This window comes from Pseudonocardia sp. OZ21, from assembly GCF_059359135.1.
Genome location: NZ_JCADBN010000024.1, coordinates 1 through 23,837 on the forward strand (window position 1 = coordinate 1; position 23,837 = coordinate 23,837).

The 23,837-nt window shown below is 73.0% G+C and carries 21 protein-coding genes; 5 read left to right on the top strand and 16 right to left on the bottom strand.

The features are described 5' to 3' along the window. Positions 1–304: 304 nt before the first annotated feature. From AC5L35_RS34120 to AC5L35_RS34130, 3 genes are read right to left on the bottom strand one after another with little or no spacing between them, the layout of a single operon-like run. Positions 305–1,750, bottom strand: a complete 1,446-nt coding sequence (locus AC5L35_RS34120; RefSeq protein WP_495063876.1) for a DUF2252 domain-containing protein — start codon at positions 1,748–1,750, stop codon at positions 305–307. Between the two features lie 29 nt (positions 1,751–1,779). After that, on the bottom strand, positions 1,780–2,388 hold the full coding sequence (locus tag AC5L35_RS34125) for a LysE family translocator (protein WP_495063877.1): 609 nt from the start codon (positions 2,386–2,388) through the stop codon (positions 1,780–1,782). Next, entirely contained in the window at positions 2,385–2,813 is a 429-nt protein-coding gene (locus tag AC5L35_RS34130; RefSeq protein ID WP_495063878.1) for a DUF2000 domain-containing protein, read from the bottom strand. Before AC5L35_RS34130 ends, AC5L35_RS34125 begins: the two co-directional genes overlap by 4 nt. A gap of 60 nt (positions 2,814–2,873) precedes the next feature. Here AC5L35_RS34130 and AC5L35_RS34135 point away from each other — a divergent pair, with 60 nt between their 5' ends. Next, the gene (locus AC5L35_RS34135; protein WP_495063879.1) at positions 2,874–3,374 is read left to right on the top strand and encodes an Lrp/AsnC family transcriptional regulator; all 501 of its coding nucleotides are present in this window, start codon (positions 2,874–2,876) and stop codon (positions 3,372–3,374) included. Between the two features lie 84 nt (positions 3,375–3,458). Here the strand turns inward: AC5L35_RS34135 and AC5L35_RS34140 are convergent, their stop codons facing one another. The 13 genes from AC5L35_RS34140 to AC5L35_RS34200 form a co-directional block, all read right to left on the bottom strand. Then, positions 3,459–4,343: an ABC transporter substrate-binding protein gene (locus tag AC5L35_RS34140; RefSeq protein ID WP_495063880.1), complete on the bottom strand. Its 885-nt coding sequence runs from the start codon at positions 4,341–4,343 to the stop codon at positions 3,459–3,461. 54 nt (positions 4,344–4,397) lie between these two features. Next, on the bottom strand, positions 4,398–5,618 hold the full coding sequence (locus tag AC5L35_RS34145) for a multidrug effflux MFS transporter (RefSeq protein WP_495063881.1): 1,221 nt from the start codon (positions 5,616–5,618) through the stop codon (positions 4,398–4,400). 99 nt (positions 5,619–5,717) lie between these two features. After that, complete coding sequence (locus tag AC5L35_RS34150; RefSeq protein WP_495063882.1) at positions 5,718–6,860, bottom strand: acyl-CoA dehydrogenase family protein; 1,143 nt, start codon at positions 6,858–6,860, stop codon at positions 5,718–5,720. Continuing rightward, positions 6,853–8,034: an acyl-CoA dehydrogenase family protein gene (locus tag AC5L35_RS34155; RefSeq protein WP_495063883.1), complete on the bottom strand. Its 1,182-nt coding sequence runs from the start codon at positions 8,032–8,034 to the stop codon at positions 6,853–6,855. The genes AC5L35_RS34150 and AC5L35_RS34155 overlap by 8 nt, the downstream gene beginning before the upstream one ends. Before the next feature lie 164 nt (positions 8,035–8,198). Further along, the gene (locus tag AC5L35_RS34160) at positions 8,199–9,596 is read right to left on the bottom strand and encodes a rhamnulokinase (RefSeq protein WP_495063952.1); all 1,398 of its coding nucleotides are present in this window, start codon (positions 9,594–9,596) and stop codon (positions 8,199–8,201) included. Positions 9,597–9,643: 47 nt separating this feature from the next. Beyond that, positions 9,644–11,098: an arabinose isomerase gene (locus AC5L35_RS34165; protein WP_495063884.1), complete on the bottom strand. Its 1,455-nt coding sequence runs from the start codon at positions 11,096–11,098 to the stop codon at positions 9,644–9,646. 26 nt (positions 11,099–11,124) lie between these two features. Next, positions 11,125–13,161: a bifunctional aldolase/short-chain dehydrogenase gene (locus tag AC5L35_RS34170; RefSeq protein ID WP_495063885.1), complete on the bottom strand. Its 2,037-nt coding sequence runs from the start codon at positions 13,159–13,161 to the stop codon at positions 11,125–11,127. Between the two features lie 89 nt (positions 13,162–13,250). Continuing rightward, on the bottom strand, positions 13,251–14,438 hold the full coding sequence (gene rhaI, locus AC5L35_RS34175; RefSeq protein WP_495063886.1) for an L-rhamnose isomerase: 1,188 nt from the start codon (positions 14,436–14,438) through the stop codon (positions 13,251–13,253). Continuing rightward, positions 14,435–14,824: an L-rhamnose mutarotase gene (locus AC5L35_RS34180; RefSeq protein WP_495063887.1), complete on the bottom strand. Its 390-nt coding sequence runs from the start codon at positions 14,822–14,824 to the stop codon at positions 14,435–14,437. The genes rhaI and AC5L35_RS34180 overlap by 4 nt, the downstream gene beginning before the upstream one ends. A 30-nt stretch (positions 14,825–14,854) precedes the next feature. Next, a complete protein-coding gene (gene rhaS / locus AC5L35_RS34185; RefSeq protein ID WP_433280565.1) occupies positions 14,855–15,952 on the bottom strand; it encodes a rhamnose ABC transporter substrate-binding protein in 1,098 nt (365 codons plus the stop codon). Positions 15,953–15,965: 13 nt separating this feature from the next. Further along, positions 15,966–17,030, bottom strand: coding sequence for an ABC transporter permease (locus AC5L35_RS34190; protein ID WP_495063888.1), 1,065 nt, complete (start codon positions 17,028–17,030; stop codon positions 15,966–15,968). Beyond that, entirely contained in the window at positions 17,017–18,072 is a 1,056-nt protein-coding gene (locus AC5L35_RS34195; protein WP_495063889.1) for an ABC transporter permease, read from the bottom strand. Before AC5L35_RS34195 ends, AC5L35_RS34190 begins: the two co-directional genes overlap by 14 nt. Next, the gene (locus tag AC5L35_RS34200) at positions 18,069–19,583 is read right to left on the bottom strand and encodes a sugar ABC transporter ATP-binding protein (RefSeq protein WP_495063890.1); all 1,515 of its coding nucleotides are present in this window, start codon (positions 19,581–19,583) and stop codon (positions 18,069–18,071) included. The genes AC5L35_RS34195 and AC5L35_RS34200 overlap by 4 nt, the downstream gene beginning before the upstream one ends. A gap of 266 nt (positions 19,584–19,849) precedes the next feature. Between AC5L35_RS34200 and AC5L35_RS34205 the strand changes: the two genes are divergently transcribed. From AC5L35_RS34205 to AC5L35_RS34220, 4 genes are read left to right on the top strand one after another with little or no spacing between them, the layout of a single operon-like run. Next, positions 19,850–20,866 carry a LacI family DNA-binding transcriptional regulator gene (locus AC5L35_RS34205; protein WP_495063953.1) on the top strand — a complete coding sequence of 339 codons (1,017 nt, stop codon included), beginning with the start codon at positions 19,850–19,852 and terminating at the stop codon, positions 20,864–20,866. 19 nt (positions 20,867–20,885) lie between these two features. Beyond that, positions 20,886–21,698 (top strand): (Fe-S)-binding protein, encoded by an 813-nt coding sequence (locus AC5L35_RS34210; protein ID WP_495063891.1) that lies wholly within the window; start codon positions 20,886–20,888, stop codon positions 21,696–21,698. Beyond that, entirely contained in the window at positions 21,695–23,164 is a 1,470-nt protein-coding gene (locus tag AC5L35_RS34215) for a LutB/LldF family L-lactate oxidation iron-sulfur protein (RefSeq protein WP_495063892.1), read from the top strand. The genes AC5L35_RS34210 and AC5L35_RS34215 overlap by 4 nt, the downstream gene beginning before the upstream one ends. Beyond that, on the top strand, positions 23,161–23,796 hold the full coding sequence (locus AC5L35_RS34220) for a LutC/YkgG family protein (protein ID WP_495063893.1): 636 nt from the start codon (positions 23,161–23,163) through the stop codon (positions 23,794–23,796). Before AC5L35_RS34215 ends, AC5L35_RS34220 begins: the two co-directional genes overlap by 4 nt. Positions 23,797–23,837: the final 41 nt, after the last annotated feature.

Here is a 23,837-nt window from a genome sequence, read left to right on the forward strand (position 1 = left end):
CAAACTGGCATAAAACCAATTCATGATAAAGCTCGACACACTGTTGAGTTCTCAAAAGACACCCGCACACCATCCACAACCACAAAAGGCCATGATCTGGGGCGTGTTTCCCACAGTACACCCACCCGATCTAGCGAGATCCGGGGGCCCCTGTGAGGGGCGATCAGCGAGCCCTGTTGACCGGGGCCTCTAGGGCCTTCGTTCTGTCCGGCGTCTCGCTGACTTGTAAGAGATTACACGGGCTGTCGAGGGGGTTTCACCCGGGGGGGTGTTTCGCGTTTCCCCTGGTAGGCGCCCTGCACGGCTAGATCCCCCGTTCGATGGGCAACGCGCCCCGCGCGACGGCCGCGACGAGCGCGGCGTGGTCGGCCTCGGTCTGGTCGGCGTACGCCTGGGCGAACCGGCACATCGCATCGTCCAGGTTGTCTCCGCGCCCGACGTAGCCCGCGATCATCGACGCCCCGCTGGTGCGCGCATGCCCCTTCCCGAGCAGGTGCCCGACGACGCCCCCGTAGTCGGCGAGCGCGGCAGGGTCGATCGCGTCGATCGCGACGGTGCCCTTCATGTTGCGGAACTGCCGGACGTAGTACTGGTGCACGTCGTCGTGCTGACCCGGCGCGGTGGCCCAGCCCAGCAGCGGGTCGCTGACGGTCTGCAGCGCCTGCTGGTACTCCACGACCCGCTGCCCCTGGTGGGCGTGCCAGGCCGACTCGCCGTGCACGTACCGCGCCAGTACCGATCGGCGCGCCTGCTTGAGCTGCAGGAACACCACGTCCTCCGGCGAGGAGCCCTCGAGGAGGGCCACGTACGCACGCAGGCCGACGCTTCCCACGCCCACCACCTTGTTGGCGATGTCGACCACCGTGTAGCCACCCAGCACGCGGCGCCAGTGCGGGGCGAGTGTCTCCAGGTACTCGTCGAGCGCGGCGGCCAGTACCTCGGCCTCCCCGTCGGGCACCCGCGTGATCAGCGGTGGTTCCTCGACGATCCGGCGCCTGCCCGCGATCTCCTCGGTGAAGCGCGGCAACGCGCGGTCGCTGGTGCGCTGCCGGGCCCGCTTGGCGGCCCGCTCCACCTCGGACCGCAACGGGCCCGAGCTCTCCTGCACGAGCCGGTCGACGTCGAGGCGCTCGTAGGAGCGCGCCAGCAGCGGCAGGTCGGCGAGGTAGCGCACCTCCTCGCGGTAGGCCGTCACACACGACCGCACGGCGTTCTCGCAGTCGTCCTCACGGGCGCCGTTCTGCCGGCCTGCCACCCAGATGCTCGCGACGAGGCGACGCAGGTCCCACTCCCAGCACCCCGGGTGGGCCTCGTCGAAGTCGTTGAGGTCCATCACGAGGTCGCGCTCCGGCGAGGCGTAGAAGCCGAAGTTGCCCAGGTGGGCGTCGCCGCAGACGACGGGGGTGATGCCGGTGGCCGGCAGGTGGGCGACGTCTTCGGCCATGACGACCGCCGTGCCGCGCAGGAATCCGTAGGGCGAGGCGGCCATCCGGCCGACCCGGATCGGCACCAGCCGGCCTACCCGGCCCTCGTGGCTGTCCATGATCTGTTGCACCGGGTCGGGCCGGTCGCTCGGCGCCTTCCAGTCACCCAGCGAGGAACGCGGGACGCGCTTGCGGATCGCCTTGCCGAGCGCGTACCGCTCGGCTCGAGCCACGGGCCGCTGCCGCAACGAGGCGTACGGGGTGCCGTCGGCGTCGGCGAGAACGGTGTGCGGGCGGACCCGTCCGAGGTCAGCGGGGCCGGTCACGAGATGGATGCTACGCCCGGGAGGCCGCGTCAGCCGAGTATGACGGCGACGGCGACCGCGACCAGCGCGGTCCCGGTGACGGCGTTCACGGCCCGTCGACCACGCGCGTGGCCCAGCCTGCCCCGGCTCCGCCCGGCCAGACCGATCACAAGGGTCCACCACAGCACCGCGATGACGACGACGGTGGCCGCCAGCAGCAGGATCTGCCCGATTACGCCGCGATCCGGCACCACGAACTGCGGGAGGAGGCCGAGGAACAGCAGCAGCGCCTTGGGGTTCAGCAGGTTCCCGGCCAGCCCGTCGACGTACGGACGGCCGGAGCGCTGCGGCGTGGCGTGGGCCTCGCGGGACGCCGGGAGCGCGGACCACAGGGCCTGGAGTCCGAGCAGGACCAGGTAGACCGCACCGGCCACCCGGATCCCGGTGAGGACGCCCGGGTGTGCCGCGACCAGCGCCGACAGGCCGACGGCCGCCGCCGTGGTGTGCACGGCCAGACCGGTGACGATCCCGCAAGCGGCACTGACACCGTGGCGCGGGTCCACCAGTGCGTGCCGCACCACCACGGCGAAGTCCGGCCCCGGGGTGCACACCAGCACGAGCAGGACCCCGACGAACGCGATCCACCGCTCGAACGTCATCGGACGGCCTCGGTCACGGGGTCGCCCAGTGGGCGCAGGCCACGGGTGAGCCCGCGGACGAGGCGGTCCGGGCCGAGCAGGGCCAGTCCGTGAATCTGCACCTCGGCCGCCGGGGTGGCGGCCATCTCCGCGGCGAACTCGGAGTAGGTGCCAGCCACCCTGGCGAGGTCGGGAAAGGCCAGCGCCGTCACGCCGACGGCGTGGGCGGCTGCCCGCAGCTCGACGAGCTCGGCCGCCGGAGCCGCCAGCACGGGCACGACGATCTCCGCGATGGCGGCCCAGCGGGATCCCGTGGCATCGACGAGGCCAGGGCCGAGCTCGACATCGCCCCGGGCGCCGATCGAGGCGCCCAGCACGGCCGAGGCGTTCGCGATCAGCCACCGCGGGGCAGCGGGGTCGAGGACGAGCACACAGCGTGAGGTCATGCCCGAGAATCTCGTGCTCTGTCCGCGCTACGGCAAGCTCGACCGGATAATGTCCGGGCCATGCCCCAAGAACTGTCGCTCGATCCGGTGGATTGGCGGATCCTGCACCATCTGCAGGACGACGCGTCGATCACCAACAAGGAGCTCGCCGAGCGCGTGCGCCTGCCGACGTCGTCGTGCCACGAGCGCGTCCGGCGGCTGCGCGCGCTCGGTGTCGTCACCGCCGTCCGCGCGGTCGTCGACCCGGCAGCGGTCGGCCGGGGCCTGCAGGCGTTCATCGCCGTACAGCTCCGGCCGCACCGGCGCGAGCTCGTGGAGGCCTTCACGAACGCCGTCCTCGCGCTCCCCGAGACGCTGGCGCTCTACAACGTCTCGGGACCGGAGGACTTCTTCGTGCACGTGGCCGTGGCCGACAGCGGCCACCTGCAGCGGCTCATCGTCGACCACCTCGCCACCCGGCCGGAGGTCGGGCACGCCCAGACGCACCTGATCTTCGACCGGCCACTGGTCGCGCCCGTCCGCCCGACAGCGGCCGAGCAGAGCAGGCGCAGTGGCGGGTAGCCGAGCCGGCGCAGGTTCAGGAAAGCCACTTTGCTGCCCTGTGCGGGCCGGAAAGTGGCTTTCCTGAACTTCCCCCGGGGCACCTCAGCGGAGCAGGGCCACCCGGCCGGGGGGTGGGTCGGGGACCTTCTCCGGGTGCAGCACCCACGCCAGTGTCTCGACGCCGTCCACGAGCCGCGGCCCGGCCCGCACGACGTAGGACGCGGAGTCGATCGCCACGACCGGTCGTCCCGGGAACCGGTCGCGCACGGCAGCGGCCTGCTCCACGGCCGCGTCGAGGCCGAATCCGCACGGCGCGACGACCACGACGTCGGCCGCCAGGGCGGTCACCTCGTCCCAGGTCGCCTCGGCCGACCGGCCTCCCGCGGTTCCGCCCACCGGCTCCCCTCCGGCGAGCCGCACCAGCTCCGGCACCCAGTGGCCCGGCAGGTAGGGCGGGTCGACCCACTCGAGCACGAGCACGCGCGGCCGTGGGCATCCGGCCACGGCGCGGGTCACCGCCGCGAGGCGGTCGCGCAACGAGCCGACCAGCGCCGTGGCGCGGTCCGTGGCCCCGATGCACCTGCCGACCTCGGTGATCGCGTCGAGCACGTCGTCGACGCCGTGCGGGTCGATCGAGAGCACCTCGGCGGTGCCGCCGATCGCTGCCAGCGCCTCGTTCAGGGCGCCGGCGGGCAGGGCGCACACCTGGCACAGGTCCTGGGTGAGGACGAGGGTCGGGGCCAGCGCCGCGAGCCTGCCCCGGTCGAGCTCGTAGATAGGGAGCCCGCGAGCGCTCCGGTCGCGGACCACCGCGTCGATCGTGGCGGGCGGGAGGCCCGGCGGCAGGACCGTGTCCACCACGACGGCGGCCCGGTCCCGGATGCCGGCCGGCTCGTCACACTCGAACGTCACGGCCACCAGATCGTCGACGCGGCCGAGCGCCGCCACCATCTCGGTGGCCGCCGGCAGCAGCGATGCGATCCGCATCGGCCCACCGTAAGCCGGTGCTCGCCACCCGGCTCACCGGCGCGAGCCGGGGTGTCAGACCGCCCCCTCGGGCACGGGGACGTGGGCCCGGCGCATCGCGAGGAACACGAGGGCCGCGGCCAGCGCCGTCGCGAGGATCGTCAGGGCCATCACCGCCGCCGTGACCCCGCCCAGCGACGCCAGCGGCGGCACGACCGCGGCGAAGGTGAACTGCAGCAGGCCGAGCAGCGCCGAGGCGGTGCCTGCGCGGCCGCCCTGACCGGCCAGGGCGAGCGCGGTGGCGTTCGGCAGGAGCAGCCCGGTGCACGACACCAGCACGAGGAGCGGCACCAGCAACGCCCACACCGACCGCGAGGCGAGCGCCCCCACGAGCAGCGCCACAGCGGCGACGAGGGCGATCACGACGCCGGTGCCCACCAGCCTGCGGGGCCCGACCCGGCCGACCAGCGCCGCGCTCACCCGCCCGGCGACCACGATCCCCAGCCCGTTCACGGCGAACACCACGGCGTAGGTCTGCGGGGACAACGCGCCGTCGAGCGCACCGGCGTCCTGCAGGACGAAGCTGCCCATCGCGATGTAGGTGAACATCGCGCACATCCCCAGCCCCAGCACGAGTGACGGGAGCAGGAACGTCCGGTCCCGGCTCACCTCACGGAGCACCACCGCCGTGGCGCGCAGACCGCCCGCGCGCCGGTCGGGGGGCGCCAGCGTCTCGCGTTGCGTGAGGGCCGCGACGAGCAGCACCAGTCCGATCACCGCGAGAGCAGCGAACACCCCGCGCCAGTCGGTGAACCGCAGCAGCTGCCCTCCCAGCACGGGACCGACGATGGGCGCGGTTCCGTTCACGAGCATGAGCAACGCGAACACCCGCGCGGCCGCGTCGCCGTCGTAGAGGTCGCGGACCATGGCCCGGGCGACCACCAGCCCGGCCCCACCCGCGAGGCCGGTGAGCAGTCTCAGCACCAGCAGCGTCTCGATCGACGGGGCGAGCGCGCACAACCCGGTGGCGACCACGAACAGCGCGACGCCCACGAGCAGCGGGCGGCGCCTGCCCACCCGGTCGGTCAGCGGTCCGACCAGCAGCTGCCCCAGAGCCAGACCGATCATGCACACCGACAGCGACAGCTGCGCCGACGCATCCGGCACGCCCAGCTCGTCTGCGAGCTGCGGCAGCGCCGGCAGGTACAGGTCGAGGGCGAGCGGGCCGAACGACGACAGTCCGCCGAGGGCGAGCACCCGTCCGATCGGTACCCGGATGCGGGGAACGGTGGTCATCAGTACTTCCTACGGCCTCGTCCCTCTCGTGGCGCCGTTCGGTGGTCCGGCTCACGCCGGGTGATGTTCGCCCGACGAGGAGGGCCATCGGAACCGGCCTCAGCCGGTGGCCACGCGGACGCCTCCCGATGCGGATGCCACGTCGAGCACCAGCTCCGCGATCCGCTCCCGGTGCTCCGCCGCGCTGCCCAGCAGGGCCGCGTCGGTGACGGCGCGTTTGAGGTACAGGTGCGCGGCGTGCTCCCACGTGAAGCCGATGCCACCGTGCAGCTGCACGCTCTCCTGCGCCACCCGCTGGTAGGCCTCCGAGCACGTGGCCTGCGCGACGGCGACGGCGAGATCCGGGTCGTCGATTCCGTCCTGCAGCACCCATGCCGCGTGGTAGGCCGTTGACCTGGCGTGCTCGACGAGCACCAGCATGTCGGCGCACCGGTGTTTCACGGCCTGGAACGAGCCGATCGGGCGGCCGAACTGCAGGCGGGTGCCCGCGTAGGCGACCGTGCGGTCGAGCATCCGCTGCGCGCCCCCCACCTGCTCGGCGGCCAGCAGCGCGCCGCCGACCCGGAGTGCGGTGGTGATCGCCTGCTCGGCGGCTGCTCCCACGGCGAGCGCACGCGCGGGCGTGGCCGAGAACCGCACGCCGGCCTGCCGGCGCGTCCGGTCCAGAGTGGACAGCGGGATGCGCTCGCCGCCGTCGACGAGGAAGAGCCCGACCTCCTCGCCTGTACGCGCCGCGACGAGCAGCACGTCCGCCGTGCCGTCGACGACCTGCCGCACCTCGCCGGTGAGCGCACCGTCCGCCTCGGTGACCGTCAGCAGTGCGGGGTCGAACCGGCCGCCGCGGTCGGGCACGGCGAACGCCGCCGTCCGCGTGCCCTCGACGAGCGACGCCAGCAGGTCCTCGTCGAGCCCCGACCCGGCCAGTGCCACGAGCGCGGGCACCGCGAGCCCGACGGTGCCGAGCAGCGGGCCGGGCACCAGCGCCGCCCCGAACTCCTCGGCCACCACGGCCTGGTCCACGAGGCCACCACCCGCCCCGCCCAGCTCCTCGGGCACCGCCAGCCCGAGCACCCCCAGCTCGGCGCCGAGCCGCGCCCAGAGCGCCGGGTCGTGGCCGGTGTCGGACTCCGTCAACCGCCGCACCGTGTCCTCGCCGAGGCGCTCGGCGCAGAACTGGCGGACGGCCCGCCGGAGGTCGTGCTGCTCCGGGGTGAGAACGAACTCGGCAACCGCGTCAGCCACGCGGCACCTCCTTCCACGGCTTGCCGGCATCGGCTCGCAGGTCGCCGGGCAGCCCGAGGATCCGCTCGCCCAGAATGTTGCGGAGCACCTCGGAGGTGCCGCCTTCGATCGTGTTCGCCCGCGAGCGCAGGAAGCGCTGCTGGACCGGGCCCCGGTAGTCGTCGTCCCGCTCGGCGTTGCGCTGTGTGTAGTCGCCGTACAGCGTGGCCTCCGGGCCGATCAGCTCCATGCAGAACTCGTAGACGTGCTGGTTCAGCTCGGCCGACACGAGCTTGGCGATCGAGCCCTCCGGGCCGGGCGAGCCGGACGTCGCGGAGCGCCGGGCGCGCTCGTCGGTGAGCCGCTGGGCCTCGGCGCGGGTCCACAGCGCCGCCAGCTTGTCGCGGAGCACGGGGGTGTGCCGCTCCGGGTACCGCGCCCACAGCTCGACGGCGTCGGCGATGGCCCCGGCGCCACGGACGGACGACGACCCGCCGATGGCCGACCGCTCGTTCATGAGCGTGGTCATCGCGACCCGCCAGCCGTTGCCGACCGCACCGAGCCGGTGGGTGTCGGGGATGCGGGCGTCGGTCAGGTAGACCTCGTTGAACTCGGCCTGCCCGGTCATCTGCCGCAGCGGCCGCGTCTCGACGCCGGGAGCGTGCATGTCGAGCACGAAGTAGGTGAGGCCCTTGTGCTTGGGCTGGTCGGGGTCGGTGCGGGCGATCAGCAGCGCGTAGCGGGCCCGGTGGGCGAAGCTCGTCCACACCTTCTGCCCGTTGACCACCCACTCGTCGCCGTCGAGCACCGCGGAGGTGGCGAGCCCGGCCAGGTCGGAGCCCGCACCCGGCTCGCTGAACAGCTGGCACCAGATGTGCTCACCCGTCGCCAGCGGGGGTAGCAGTTCCTGTGCCAGCTCGCGGGACCCGTGTTCGAGCACCGTGGCCGCGGCCATGCCGTGGCCGATCGGGTTGAGGAAGAACGGGTTGGGGCCCCCGGCGCCCTGCAGGATCGCGTTCGCCCGTGCCTGCAGGCCCCGCGAGACGCCGAGCCCGCCCAACCCCTCGGGGAAGTGCACCCAGGTGAGCCCGGCTGCGAAACAGGCGGCGAGGAACTCCCGGGCGTCCACTCTGCGCGGGTCGTGCTCCTCCACCACCTCGTGGGCGGCCTTCTCGACGCGCGCCCTGTCGTCCATGACACCTCCGTGCGGAGCAGCGAGACGGTCAACGCTGACCGTAACGGATGCGATCGCGCGGCACAGCGACTCCCGACCCCGACCCCGACCCCGTTGCAGCAAAGCCACTTTCATGCAACGTCGTTGCGTGAAAGTGGCTTTGCTGCAATCCCGGGCCCCGCGCCCTACTGGTGGACGCGGCGTTCGGCGGCCGCCCACGCGGACTCGTCGCCGCTCGGCTCGTGGCGGACAAGCGGCTGCGTGGCGCGCAGTAGCCTTCGCAACTCCGCGAGGCCGCCCTCCACCGCGCCGAGCGCGCGGGCCTGGACCAGGACGTTGCCCAGCGCCGTGGCCTCCACCGGCCCGGCGACCACGGGGAGACCGCACGCGTCGGCGGTCAGCCGGCAGAGCAGCGCGTTGCGCGCGCCCCCGCCCACCACGTGCACGACGTCGACGGCGCGGCCCGAGAGCTCCTGCGCGTCGCGCACCGCCCGCCGGTGCGCGAGGGCGAGGCTGTCGAGGATGCAGCGCACGATGGCCGCCCGGCCCTGCGGTGGGGTCTCGCCGCGCCGCGCGCAGGCCTCCGCGATGCGCGCCGGCATGTCCCCCGGCGGCAGGAAGGCGGGGTCGTCGGCGTCGACCAGCGCCGCGAACGCCGGGACCTGCGCCGCCTCGGCGAGGAGGGCGGCCAGGTCAGCGCCGGGCCACGCCCGCAGGCACTCCTGCAGCAGCCACAGGCCCATGACGTTGCGCAGGTAGCGCACCGAGCCGTCGATGCCCAGCTCGTTGGAGAAGTTCGCCGCGCGTCCGGCCTCCGACAGCACCGGGGCGTCGAGCTCGACGCCGACCAGCGACCAGGTGCCGCAGGAGACGTAGGCGAAGCGCTCGCCCGTGGCCGGCACCCCCACCACCGCCGACGCCGTGTCGTGCGACCCGACCGCGATCAGCGGCACCGGCCCGGCCAGCCCGGTCTCGGCGAGCACGTGTGGCGCCAGCTCCCCGACCCGCTCCCCCGGCTCGACCAGGGGTGCGAACAGCCCGGCGTCGATTCCGGTCCGGGCCATCAGGTCCGACGCCCAGGTCCGAGCCTTGACGTCGAGCAGGCCGGTGGTGGAGGCGTTGGTGAGCTCGGCCCGGCGGACCCCGGTGAGCCAGTACCCGAGCAGGTCCGGCATCAGGAGCAGGTCACGGGCCGCCGCGAGCTGCGGTGAGCCGGCCGCCGCGACGAGCTGGTAGATCGTGGTGAACGGCAGCTCCTGCACACCGTTGGTGGCGTACAGGTCGGCGGCCGGGACCGTGGCGTGCACCCGGGCCGCCACGCCGTCGGTGCGCGCGTCCCGGTAGTGCACCGGGTTGCCCAGCAACGAGCCGGAGGCGTCGAGCAGGCCGTAGTCGATGGCCCAGGAGTCGATGCCCACGGCGTCCAGCGGCGCCTGCGCCCCGGCGGCGCGCAGGCCGTCCAGGATGCCCCGGTAGAGCGCCGGCGCGTCCCAGTGCAGGGTGTCGCCGAGGCGGACGGGGCCGTTCGGGAACCGGGCCGCCTCCGTGAGCTCGAGCCGGTCGGGACCGACCTCGGCCGCCATCACCCGGCCGCTCGACGCCCCGAGGTCGACGGCGGCCACGCGTGCGTTCACCAGAGCCGCACCTCGACGAACTCCAGCCCCACCAGGTCCGCCACGGCGGCGAGGTCGGGCACCCGGTGCCCCGTGCCGAGAGCCCAGTGGTGGTCGACGCCCGAGGCGCTCCAGACGTCGGTCCACTCTCCCGGGTCGCCCCCGAAGTCGACCCGGGAGGTGGTGTTCCCGATCTGGAGCAGCGGGCCGGCCACCACCTCGCCCTCCGCTGCCACCAGTACGTACCGCCCGTCCGGGCGCTGCCCGAGCCCGCACAGGGTGACCGGCCCGTGGCGCACGTCGAACTCGACGGACACCCCCCGGCCCCGTTTGCCGTGGTACACCCCGAGCCCGCGCAGCAACGGCCGGCGCGCGCTGATCGCCAGGTGCGCCGGGCCGTCGTGGCCCATCTCCACCACGCCGTCCACGAAGTCCAGCGCCTGCAGCTCGGTGAACGAGCCGCCCGCCCCGAGGCGGTCCATGACGAGCATGGCGATCGAGTTGCGCAGCTCGTACTCCCCCGCCGTCGGCACGCCGCGAGCGGTGAGCAGCGAGGCGCCGAGGATCAGACCGGCGCCGAGCGTCTCGTGCTGCTCGCCGCCCAGGCCTCGGTGGTAGTAGGCGAGCGAGTCGAGCGCGAAGTCCTCGACGAGCCGGTCGAGACCGACCGAGACCCGCGCGCCCCACTCCAGGTCGGCGGGCTCGACGGAGGCGTCGACGTCGAACACCTCCCGGGCCAGCGCGACCCGGTCCCGGGTCTGCTCGTCGGTGACGTCCTCGACCCGTACGCGCAGGTCGTCGAGCTCCAGCACCTCGACGTGACCGCCCAGCTGCCCCGACACCGACGTGAGGTCCGTGGCGACGTCGAGCATGCCCGGGTAGAGATGGCCCATCAGCCCGTGCCGCCCGTTGCGCAGCGCCCCGCGCACCCCGGCCGCCGAGACCCAGCGGGCGATCCGCGCCCAGGCGCGCTCGTCCTCCAGGTAGCCCGACACCGACCGGAAGTCGACGCCTGCGCGGTCGAACGCGTTGGCCATCTCCGGCAACGGGCAGGCCCCGCAGTAGGCCAGCCAGGCCCCGGTGTCGAAGGTGGCGTGGTCCATCCGCGCCGTGGGCTGCAGGTTGATCAGCAGCACCGGCGCCCCGCTGCGCTGCGCGACCGGCACCAGCATGGAGGCCGTCATGTAGGTGGTCAGGAAGCCGACGATCAGATCGCAGCCGGCGACCCGCAGCTTCTCCGCGGCCACCGCGCCCTCCTGCGCGTCGGAGATGAAGCCGACGTCGACCACGTCCACCTCGTCGCCGAGCCCCCGCAGGCGCTCCGACACGCGCTCGGCCGACCTGCGTAGCTGCGGGAGCAGGTCGGGGAACTGCGGCCAGTACGCGCCGAGCCCGCCGGCCACGAGCCCGACGGTGGTGCGGCGCGAGGTGGTCCGCACGAGCCCGGTGGGGGTCTCGAGCACCGAGGTCATGACATTTCCTCCTGGGTCGGCCTGCGTCAGCGCAGGAACGCCGCGGCGACGCCGGCGTCGACGGGGACGTGCAGGCCCGTGGTGTGGGAGAGGTCGCCGCCGGTGAGCACGAACACCGCGGCGGCGACGTGCTCGGGCAGCACCTCGCGCTTGAGCAGCGTGCGCTGCGCGTAGAACTCGCCGAGTTTCTCCTCCGGCACGCCGTACACCGCGGCGCGCTTGGCGCCCCAGCCACCCGCGAAGATCCCCGAACCGCGGACGACGCCGTCCGGGTTGACGCCGTTGACCTTGATGCCGTGCTCGCCCAGCTCGGCGGCCAGCAGCCGGACCTGGTGGGCCTGGTCGGCCTTGGCCGCCCCGTAGGCCACGTTGTTGGGGCCGGCGAAGACCCCGTTCTTGCTCGCGATGTAGACGATGTCGCCGCCCATACCCTGCGCGATCATCGCGCGCGCCGCCGTGCGGGCGACGAGGAACGAGCCCTTGGCCATGACGTCGTGCTGGAGGTCCCAGTCGGCCTCGGTGGTGTCGAGCAGCGGCTTCGAGATCGACAGCCCGGCGTTGTTCACCACGAGGTCGACCCCGCCGAACGCCAGCGCGGCCGCGTCGACGGCAGCGGCCACCGCCTCGGCGGAGGTGACGTCGGCCGTCACCGGCACCGCGACGTCGGTGGTGCCGAGCTCGGCGGCCACGGTGGCGGCGGACGGGCCGTCCCGGTCGGCGACCACGACGCACGCGCCCTCCGCCGCGAGGCGCCCCGCGATGGCACGGCCGATCCCGGAGCCCGCCCCCGTCACGAACGCCACCCGGCCGGCGAGCGGCTTCGGCTTCGGTCGCCGCGCGAGCTTGGCCTCTTCCAGCGCCCAGTACTCGATGCGGAACTTCTCCGCCTCCGGGATGGGCGCGTAGGTGGAGACGGCCTCGGCGCCGCGCATCACGTTGATCGCGTTGACGTAGAACTCGCCTGCGACGCGGGCGGTCTGCTTGTCGGCGCCGAAGCTGAACATGCCGACCCCGGGCACGAGCACGATCGCGGGGTCGGCCCCGCGCATCGCCGGGCTGTCGGCGGTGGCGTGCCGCTCGTAGTAGGCGCGGTAGTCCTCGCGGTAGGAGGCGTGCAGCTCGCGCAGCCGCGCGATCGTCTCGTCCAGCGGCGCCGCCGGGGGCAGGTCCAGCACCATCGGCCGGACCTTCGTGCGCAGGAAGTGGTCGGGGCAGGACGTCCCGAGGGCGGCGAGGGGCTCCAGCTTCTCGCGCGCGAGGAAGTCGAGCACCGTGGCGCTGTCGGTGAAGTGGCCGACCTGGCGGCGGTCGGTGGAGGCGAGCCCGCGGACCACCGGGGCCAGCGCGGCGGCCCGCGCCCGGCGCTCGGCCTCGGGCAGCGGCCCGTACCCGGGGCGGATCGCTCCGAACGGCTCCGCGGCCCCGCGCTCGTCGATGTAGCGGGTGGCGGTGGCGATGATGTCGAGGGAGTTGGCCTCGCACTCCTCGCTGGTGGCACCCCATGCCGTGATGCCGTGCCCGCCGAGGATCACGCCGACCGCCTGCGGGTTGGCCCGCTTCACGGCGGCGATGTCCAGGCCGAGCTGGAAGCCCGGGCGCCGCCACGGCACCCACACGACCCGGTCGCCGAAGATCTCCTTGGTGAGCGCCTCGCCGTCGGCGGCGGTGGCGATCGCGATGCCGGCGTCGGGGTGCAGGTGGTCGACGTGGTCGGCGTCGACGAGGCCGTGCATCGCCGTGTCGATCGACGGCGCCGCGCCGCCCTTGCCGTGGGCGCAGTAGTCGAAGGCGGCGACCATCTCGTCCTCGCGCTCGACGCCGGGGTAGACGTCGACGAGCGCGCGCAGCCGGTCCAGGCGCAGCACCGAGAGCCCCGGCTCGGTGAGGGTGCCGAGGTCTCCCCCCGAGCCCTTGACCCACATGAGGTCGACCGGCGCGCCGGTGACCGGGTCCTCGGCGGTGCCCTTGGCGGAGGTGTTGCCACCGGCGTAGTTGGTGGTGGTCGGGTCGGCGCCCAGCCGGTTGCTCCGAGCGAGGAGCGCCTGGACGGTGGGGTGAGTCATGGTCCCTTCCGGGGTCGACGGGGTTGCAGCAAAGCCACTTTCACGCAACCTGGTTGCCGCAACGTGGCTTTGCTGCAACCAGGCAGGGCCTACGCGCCCCAGCCGGCCTGCCGGCCGCCGACCCGGTCACGCTCGATCTGCTGCTGGTAGCCGGAGCGGTGGTAGGCGGCGATCGGGTCGGGGTCGAGGCCGGACTCCTCGCGCAGCTGCGCGAGCAGGGGCCGGACGTCGGTGTTGTAGGCGTCCATCAGCACGGCGTTGGCCGCGAGCACGTCGCCCGAGAGCTGGGCGGCGGCGAGCGCGTCGGCGTCCACGAGCAGGGCTTTCGCGGTGGCCTCCTGCACGTTCATCACCGAGCGGATGATCGCCGGGATCTTCGTCTCGATGTTGTGGCACTGGTCGAGCATGTACGCGATCCCCAGCGCCGGATCGAGCGCGCCGCCCTGCACGATCTCGTGCAGGATCCGGAAGAGCTGGAACGGGTCGGCCGCGCCCACCATCAGGTCGTCGTCGGCGTAGAAGCGCGAGTTGAAGTCGAACGCGCCGAGCTTCCCGGCCCGCAGCAGGAACGCCACGATGAACTCGATGTTCGTGCCGGGGGCGTGGTGGCCGGTGTCGATGCAGACCTGCGCGCGCGGGCCCAGCTCGAGGCAGTGCGCGAACGCCGTGCCCCAGTCCGGCACGTCGGTGGTGTAGAACGCCGGCTCGAAGAGCTTGTACTCGAGGATGAGCCGCTGGCTCTCGCCCAGCCGGTCGTAGGTCTCCCGCAGTGCCTCGGTGAGCCGGTCCTGCCGCGCCCGGATGCTGTCCTGGCCCGGGTAGTTGGTGCCGTCGGAGAACCACAGCTTGAGGTCGCGCGAGCCCGTGGCGTCCATGATGTCGACGCACTCGAGCAGGTGGTCGATCGCCTTGCGCCGCACCCGCGGGTCGGGGTTGGTGACGCTGCCGAGCTTGTAGTCGTCGTCCTGGAAGACGTTGGCGTTGATCGTGCCGAGCGCGACTCCCTGGTCGGCGGCGTACGCGGCGAGCGCGCGGTAGTCGTCCACCCGGTCCCACGGGATGTGCAGCGCGACGCTGGGCGCGGCGCCGGTGAGGCGGTGCACCACGGCGGCGTCCGCGATCTTCTCCTCGGGCGAGCGCGGCACGCCCGCCTGCGCGAAGACCTTGAACCGGGTGCCGGAGTTGGCGTAGCCCCAGGACGGGGTCTCGATCCGGAGCTGCGCCAGCCCCTGCTTCACCCCGTCCGCGACGGCGGGACGGCTGGCGGTGCTGGTCATGGTGTGGTCTCCGATCCGGAACGGCGCGCAGGGGTGGGCGCGGGGTTGCCGTGGTGAGCGAGCTGGTCCTCGAGGTGGAAGATCTCGTCGAGCAGGAGGAAGCCCTCGTCCGGGCCGCGGCCGTCGAGCCCGGTGAAGAACTGCTGCATCTCGGCCTGCCACCGCGCGTTCACGTCGGTGGCCGCCATCGCCTGCTGGGCGGCGGTGAGGTCGTCGGCCTCGACGTAGCCGATGAGCAGCCCGTCGGGCCGCAGGAAGAGCGAGTAGTTGTGCCAGCCGGCGTCCCGCAGTGCGACGAGCATGTCCGGCCACACCGCCCGGTGGCGCTCCCGGTACTCGTCCAGCCGGTCGGGCCGGACCTGGAGCTGGAAGCAGTAGCGCGGCACCGGACGGTCCTCTCGTGGCCGGGATGCGGGTCAGAAGTTGAACTGGTCGATGTTCTGGGCGTTGAACACCGTGGGCGGGCCCAGGACGATCTCGCCGTCGGCGCCGATCGTGTACTTGCCGAGCTTGCCCGCGGTGAACGTCTCGCCCTGCTTGCCGGTGATCTGTCCCGACGCGAGGGCGGCCCCGGCGTAGCCGGCGAGGTAGCCGATGTCGGCGGGGTTCCACAGGGCGAACTGCGACACGGTGCCGTCCTTGACGAACTCCCGCATCTGGTTGGGCGTGCCCAGCCCGGTGACCGCGACCTTGCCCTTGTAGCTGGAGCTGCTGACGTACCGCGCGGTCGCGGCGATGCCGACCGTGGTGGGCGAGACGATCGCCTTCAGGTTCGGGTAGGTCTGCAGCAGGCCCTGGGCCTCCTGGAACGACTTCTGGTCGTCGTCGTTGCCGTACACGGTGGCCACCAGCTTCATGCCGGCGTTCTCGGGCTTCTTGAGCTCCTCCTGCACCACCGCGATCCAGGCGTTCTGGTTGGTGGCGTTCGGGGTGGCGGACAGGATCGCGATGTCACCCTGGCCGCCGGTGAGATCGTGGGTCATCTTGACGAGCGTCTCGCCGATGCCCTGCGTGGTGGCCTGGTTGACGAAGACGTCGCGGCACTGCTTCGCGGCGTCGGAGTCGAAGGCGACGACCTTGATGCCGGCGTCCCGGGCCTGGTTGAGCGACGGGCACACCGCGTTCGGGTCGTTGGCGGCGATGCCGATGACGTCCTGCTGCTGCTGGATGAGCGTGTTGATGTAGCTGACCTGCGACGACGCGCTCGCGTCGTTGGGGCCGACGAGCTTGTAGTCGCCCTTGAGCTCCGTGACGGCCGTCTGACCGCCGCCCGCCTCGATGTCGGAGTACGGGTTGTTCAGCTGCTTGGGCAGGAAGGCGATCTTGAGTCCCTCGCGGATCGGCGCGTCCGGGTTGGCGGTGGCCGCCGCGGCGCCGGTGGAACCGCCGGTGTCACCGGCGGACGAGTCGCGGGTGGTGCCGCCGCAGGCCGAGAGGCCGACGGCGAGCACCAGCCCGACCGCGACAGGGGCGAGCCTGCGGACGGAGCCCGGTCTGGTGGAGCGCAGGGACATGGTGGTTTCCCTTTCAGGAGGACCGGACGGCCGGCGTCGGTGACGGTGCGGGGTCGGGATTCGGGGAGGCGGGCGGCGGCGGGTCGGGCCGCCTGCGTCGCCGCAGGGCGGCTTGCGCGTTGCTCGCCAGGTTGGGCGCGAGGACGGAGACGATGAGCAGCAGACCGGTGACGACGCTGAGCGCCTCGTTGGAGACGTCGGCCAGGCGCAGCGCGTTCTGCAGCGAGGTGAGCAGGAGCGCACCGGCGATGACCCCCCAGAGGGTGCCCCGGCCGCCGAAGATCGAGACCCCGCCGAGCAGCACCGCCGCGACGACGGCCAGTTCGAGGCCGGTGCCGTTGTCGGCACGGGCGCTGGAGTAGCGCAGCGTCCACAGCACCCCGGCGAGCGCCGCGACGGCGCCGCTGACGACGTAGAGCCAGAACTTGACGCGGGTGACGCGGGTGCCGGAGAACCGGGCGGCTTCGGCGTTGGCGCCGATGGCGAACAGTGACCGGCCGAACGGGGTCACGTGCAGCACGATCGCGAAGACGAGCCCGAGCACGACGAGCGGGATGAGCAGCAGCGGGATGCCCGTGTCGCCGATGCGACCGGTGACCAGGTCGGTGTAGCTCTCGGGGAACTCGGCCACGGCGCGGTCTCCGAGTACGACGAACGCGAGGCCGCGGTAGAGGGCCAGGGTGCCGATCGTGACCGCCAGCGACGGCAGCCCGAACACGGTGACGAAGGTGCCGTTCACCGCGCCGAGCACCGCGCCGAGGAGCACGCAGACCGGGATGATCGTCTCGATCGGGAGGCCGCCCTCCCACATCGCGCCCATCACGGCGCTGGCGAGCCCGAGCGTGCTCGCCACCGAGAGGTCGATCTCCCCGGTGACGATGATCAGGGTCATCGGGAGGGCCATCAGGGCGATCGGTGCGAGGTCGAGCACCAGGAAGGAGAAGTTGCGGCTCGACGCGAAGTTGTCGACCGTGAACGACGTGATGATCACGAACAGGATCAGCACGCCGATGATCGCGGCGTCCCAGGAGGTGAGCCTGCCGAGCAGGCGCCGGGCGGACAGGTCAGGAGACGACATGGGATTCCCTCCGGCGCAGCGAGGCGGCGATGCGGGCGGCCACCACCCGGTCGGTGCCGATGGCGAGCAGGATCAGCGCCCCGACGATGGCCTGCTGCCAGAACTGGTCGATGCCGAGCACGGGTAGCGCGCTGCCGATGGTGGTGAGCAGGAGCGCGCCGATCGCGGCACCCCAGATCGTGCCGCTGCCCCCGAAGACGGCCACCCCGCCGACCACGACGGCGGCGACGACGTTGAGCTCCATGCCGGTGCCCGCGGAGGCGTCGATCGTGCCGAAGCGGGCGGCGAACAGCACCCCGGCGAGCCCGGCGAGCGCGCCGCTCACCACGAACGCGGCCAGGGTGCGGCGCCCGACCGGGATCCCGGCCAGCCGCGCGGCCTCGGGGTTCGAGCCCATGGCGTAGAGCTCCCGCCCGGCGCGGTAATTGCGCAGGTACAGCCCCGCCACCACGACCACGACGAGCGCGATGAGGATGAGCCACGGCACCCCGAGCACGCCTGCGGTGCCGAAGGCCAGGAACCCGGGCGGCAGCTTGTCGGCGTTGATCTGCTGGCCGCCCGCCCAGAAGAAGCCGATCCCGCGGTAGACGTACAGCGTGCCGAGCGTGACGACCAGCGCGGGGACGTTCCCGAACCGCACGAGCACGCCGTTGACGAGGCCGCAGACCGCCCCGAAGGCCAGCCCGACCAGCAGCGCGACCACCACCGGTACACCGGGAGCCGCCTGCAGCAGCGACCCCACCGCGAACGCGGAGAGCCCGAGCACGGAGCCGACCGAGAGGTCGATGTTGCGGGTGATCACGACGACGGCCTGCCCGACGGCGAGCACGACGATGATCGCCGCGGCCAGCACGAGGTCGCGGATGCTCTGCCCGGAGAGGAACCGGGGGTTGACCACGGCGGTCACCACCACGAGCGCGGCGAGCGCGATGACGATGCCGAGCTCGCGGGCCCGCAGGATGAGCCCGACACGCGACTCGGCGGCCTTGTCGTGCTCGACGGACGGCGCCGGGCCGGTGGACGTGGGTGGCGCGGTGGTCATGCCGCCGCCCCCTGCCCGGTGGCCGCGAACATCACGGTCTGCTCGGTGGCCTCCGCGCGCGGTAGCTCGGCCACCAGTTCTCCCTCGCGCATCACGAGCACGCGGTCGGCCATGCCGAGCACCTCGGGCAGTTCGGAGGACACCATCACGATCGCGACGCCCTCGGCCGCGAGGTCCGACAGCAGCCGGTGCACCTCGGCCTTGGTGCCGACGTCGATGCCGCGGGTGGGCTCGTCGACGATCAGCACGCGCGGCTGTGTGGAGAGCCATTTGGCCAGCACGACCTTCTGCTGGTTGCCGCCCGAGAGCCGGCCGGCGGGGTCGGTCAGGTGGGAGTACTTCGTCTGCAGGCGCGCCGCCCAGTCGCGGGCGAAGCGCCGCTCCGCTCCCCCGACGAGCAGGCCGAGCTTGGCGAGGCTGCCCAGCCGGGTGGAGGTGATGTTGCGCTCGATCGAGGCGTCGAGAACGAGGCCCTGCTGCCTGCGGTCCTCCGGCACGAGCGCGACGCCGGCGCGCATGGCCGCCGCGGGCGACCCGCCGCGCAGCGACTTCCCGTCGACCCGCACCTCGCCGGAGTCCCGCGGGTCCACCCCGAAGACGGCCTGCACCACCTCCGAGCGCCCGGCCCCGACCAGGCCCGCGAGCGCGACGATCTCGCCGGCGCGCACCTGGAACGACACGTCGGCGAAGACACCGGCGCGGGTGATGCCCTCCACCTCGAGCACGACGTCCCCTGGGACGACGTCGTGCTTGGGGAAGAGGGTGTCCAGCGGCCTGCCGACCATCCGGCGCACCATCTCGTCGACGGTCAGCTCGGCGAGCGGGTCGGTGGAGACGTGGGCCCCGTCGCGCATGATCGTGACGCGCTGGCACAGGGCCGTGATCTCCTCGAAGCGATGGGAGATGAACAGCAGCGCCGCGCCGCCCGCGCGCAGCGACTCGGCCACGGCGAACAGGCGCTGCACCTCCACGCCCGTGAGCGCGGCGGTCGGCTCGTCCATCACGATCACGCGGGCGTCGAGCGACAGCGCCTTGGCGATCTCGACGATCTGCTGGTCGGCGATGGACAGGCCGCGGGCGGGCCGGTCGGGGTCGATGGCCACCCCCAGCTGCGTGAAGTAGGCGGCGGCGCGGGCGTTCATCGCGCGGCGGTCGATCCGGCGCCCCGAGCGCAGCGGCTGGCGGCCCATGAAGATGTTCTCGGCCACCGACAGGTCGGGGAAGAGCGCCGGCTCCTGGTAGATCACCGCGATGCCGGCGGCCAGCGCGTCGGCGGGCGAGTGCAGCTCGACCGGCTGCCCGTCGAGCTCGATCGTTCCCGTGTCGGGGCGGTGCAGCCCGGCGAGCATCTTGACGATCGTCGACTTGCCTGCGCCGTTCTCGCCCACCAGCGCGTGCACCTCGCCGCCGTACAGGGGGAAGGACACGTCCCGGACGGCGGAGACGGCGCCGAAGGACTTCGCCACCGAGCGCACCGCGAGCAGTGGCCTGCCCGGCTCTGGGCTCGCCATGCGGCCCCCTTCAACGTCGTTGGTGAAACGTTTCAAAACGTGAGCCGGGCGACCGTACGACCGTCGGCAAGAGAGTGTCAAGACCGAACCGCCAGTACAAGCGCCTGCTCACATCCGGCCCGTTCTCCTCACCCGTCCGGATTACGGACCACCCCACTGACCCCGACCTGCCGCACTTGTACGTTTCAGAAGCGCACGGCATGCTGCGCGCAGCAAGGACGAGGATCGGAGCTGACAACGTGGTGGCGGGATCGAGCACGCCCAGCATGAAGGACGTGGCGGCTCACGCCCGCGTCTCGCTGGGCACGGTCTCCAACGTGCTGAACCGGCCGGAGCTGGTGAGCGAGCGCACCCGCAAGCGCGTGCTCGCGGCCATCGCCGAGCTGGGCTTCGTGCGCAACGAGTCGGCACGCCAGCTGCGGGGCGGCGGCAGCCGCACGCTGGCCTACGTCGTGCTCGACGCCACCAACCCGTTCTTCACCGACGTCGCACGCGGGGTGCAGGAGGCCGCCGACGCGGCCGGGCTCGCGCTCTTCCTGTGCAACAGCGGCGAGGACCGCGAGCGCCAGGCCGCCTACCTCGACCTGCTCGAACAGCAACGCGTCGAGGGGGTGCTCATCACCCCGGTCGACGCCGCCGACCCCCGGATCGGTGAGCTGGCCGCCCGCGGCACGCCGGTCGTGGTCGTGGACCGGGCCGCGGGGCCCGGGCACTGCTCGGTCACCGTGGACGACCTGCTCGGCGGCGATCTCGCGGTCACCCACCTGCTCGACAGCGGGCACCGCAGGATCGCCTTCGTCGGTGGCCCGCGCACGATCGGCCAGGTGCGCGACCGCATCTCCGGGGCCGAACGGGCGGTCGCCCGAGCCGGCACCGGCGAGCTGACCGTGCTCGAGACCGCCCGGCTCGACGTCGCCCAGGGCAGGCGTGCCGGGGAACGGATCGCCGGGCTGCCCGCCGCGCGCCGGCCCACGGCGGCCTTCTGTGCCAACGACCTGCTCGCCCTCGGGCTGCTGCAACAGATGGTGCGGCTCGGCCTGCGCGTGCCCGAGGACCTCGCGATCGTCGGCTACGACGACATCGAGTTCGCCGAGGCCGCCGCGGTGCCCCTGACCTCGGTGGCGCAGCCGCGCCACCGGCTCGGGCGGACCGCAGCCGAACTGCTCCTCGCCGAGGCCCGCAGCCCGGACGGGCACGAGCACCAGCAGGTGGTGTTCGCTCCGGAACTGGTGGTGCGGGCGTCCACCGGGATCGGGCCCCTGCGATCGAGCACTGTGGCCTGAGGTGGAGTAGGGAGAACGCATGAGGATCGCCCTGTTCGTGACGTGCTTGGCCGACGCCCTGTACCCGCAGGTAGGCCGGGCCACCGTCACGCTGCTCGAGCGGTTGGGCCACGAGGTCGTCTTCCCGACCGCGCAGACCTGCTGCGGGCAGATGCACGTCAACACCGGCTACCAGCGCGAGGCGCTGCCGCTGGTGCGCCACCACGTGGAGGTGTTCGAACCCTACGACGTGATCGTCGCGCCGTCCGGCTCATGCGTCGGCTCGGTGCGCCACCAGCACGCGATGGTCGCCCACGGGGGCGGTGACGACGCGCTGGCCGAGCGGGCGGAGCGGGTGGGCGCCCGCACCTACGAGCTGTCGGAGCTGCTGGTGGACGTGCTCGGCGTGGAGGACGTCGGCGCCTACTACCCGCACCGCGTCACCTACCACCCCACCTGCCACTCGCTGCGCATGTTGCGGGTGGGCGACAAGCCGCTGCGGCTCCTGCGCCACGTGCGGGGCATGACCCTGCTGGAGCTGCCCGAGGCCGAGCAGTGCTGCGGTTTCGGCGGCACGTTCGCGATCAAGAACGCCGACACGTCCACCGCCATGCTCGCCGACAAGATGCGCAACGTGCTGGACACCGGCGCCGAGGTCACCACGGCGGGCGACGCGTCGTGCCTCATGCACATCGGCGGCGGGCTGTCCCGGCTGCGCAGCGGGACGCGCACGGTGCACCTCGCCGAGATCCTCGCCGGCACCGAGGTCGGAGCCACCAGCGAGCTCGCGAGCGAGACGCTGGCACCGCGCCTGCTCGAAGCACCCGCCGCAAGCAGTGAGGGGGACCGATGAGCACGGATCTGGGCATGCCGGCCGTCGCCCCGCCAGGGGTCGGCCACCTGCGAGGCACCCAGTCGTTCCCGGACGCCGCCCGCGGCGCGCTGGCCGACTCCCAGCTGCGCCGCAACCTCGGGCACGCCACCCGCGTCATCCGCACCAAGCGCGCGTCGGTCGTGGCGGAGCTGCCCGACTGGGAGCAGCTGCGGCTGGCGGGCGAGGCACTCAAGACCGCGACCATGGCGCGTCTCGACGAGCACCTCGAGCGCCTGGAACGGGAGGTCACCGCCCGCGGCGGGGTGGTGCACTGGGCGCGCGACGCGAACGACGCCAACGCCATCGTCACCCGGCTCGTGCAGGAGACGGGCGAGACCGAGGTCGTCAAGGTCAAGTCGATGGCCACCCAGGAGATCGGGCTCAACGAGGCGCTCGAGGCCGCCGGGATCACCGCGCACGAGACCGACCTCGCCGAGCTGATCGTCCAGCTCGGGCACGACCAGCCCAGCCACATCCTGGTGCCGGCGATCCACCGCAACCGCGCGGAGATCCGGGAGATCTTCCTGCGCGAGATGCCCGGTGTCGACCCGGCGCTGACCTCCGAACCCCGCAAGCTCGCGATGGCCGCGCGGGCGTTCCTGCGGGAGCGGTTCCTGCGCGCGAAGGTGGCGATCTCCGGGGCCAACTTCGGGGTGGCCGACACCGGCACGCTCCTCGTGGTGGAGTCCGAGGGCAACGGCCGGATGTGCCTCACCCTGCCGGAGACGCTGATCACGGTGATGGGCATCGAGAAGGTCGTGCCCACCTGGCAGGACCTCGAGGTGTTCCTGCAGCTGCTCCCCCGCAGCTCCACCGGCGAGCGGATGAACCCCTACACCTCGGCGTGGACCGGGGTGACCCCCGGGGACGGGCCGCAGACCTTCCACCTCGTGCTGCTCGACAACGGGCGCACCGCCACGCTGGCCGACGAGGTGGGCCGCGCCGCACTGCACTGCATCCGGTGCTCGGCCTGCCTCAACGTGTGCCCGGTGTACGAGCGCACGGGCGGGCACGCGTACGGCTCGGTGTACCCCGGGCCCATCGGCGCGGTGCTCTCGCCGCAGCTCACGGGCGTGGAGGACAACGCGTCGCTGCCCTACGCGTCGAGCCTGTGCGGGGCCTGCTTCGACGCCTGCCCCGTGCGGATCGACATCCCCTCGCTGCTGGTGCGGCTGCGGGCCCAGCACGTCGACGCCCAGCGCGCCCGCTCGGTCCCCAGCGCGGAGGCCCTGTCGATGGCGGCCGCGTCGTGGCTGATGTCCTCGCCCGGACGGTTCGCCGCCGCCGAGAAGGCGTCCCGGCTCGGCCGCCTGCTCGGCCGGTCCGCGGGCCGGATCTCGACGCTCCCGCCACCCCTGTCCGCCTGGACGGGGAGCCGGGACGCCCCCCGTCCGCCGTCGGAGACCTTCCGCGAGTGGTGGGCCCGCGAGCGGGGCACGTCATGAGCGCCCGGGAGGACGTGCTGGCCCGCATCCGGGAGGCCAACCGCGGGGCGGGCGCCCCGCCGCCACCGGACGTCCCGCGCGACTACCACCGCAGCGGCGACCACCCGCCCGGCGCACCCGAGGTGCTCGCGCTGTTCCGCGACCGGCTCGTCGACTACAAGGCCACGGTGATCGACGCCCCCGCCGACGGCGTGCCTGCCGCGATCCGCGGCGCGCTGGCGGAGCTGACCGGACCCGTCGTGGTGCCGTCCGGCCTGCCGGGCGACTGGGTGCCGGGAGCCGTCGTCGACGGCGCCGACGGGGTGGGTACCCTCTCCCCCGCCGACCTCGACGCATCCGCCGCCGTGGTCACCGCCTGCGCGGCGGCGTGCGCCACCACCGGCACGATCGCCCTGGACGGCTCCCCCGACCAGGGGCGCCGGGCGCTCACCCTCGTGCCCGACGTGCACGTCTGCGTGGTGCGCGCCGACCAGGTGGTGCACACCGTGCCGGAACTGGTGGCGGCGCTGCATCCGCCGAGCCCGATCACGTTCATCAGCGGACCGTCGGCCACCAGCGACATCGAGTTGGAGCGCGTGGAGGGCGTGCACGGCCCCCGGACGCTGATCGTGGTGCTCACCGACGGATCGTGAGATCGCGACGAGCCGCACGTCTCGCCCCCCGGGGGGCGCCC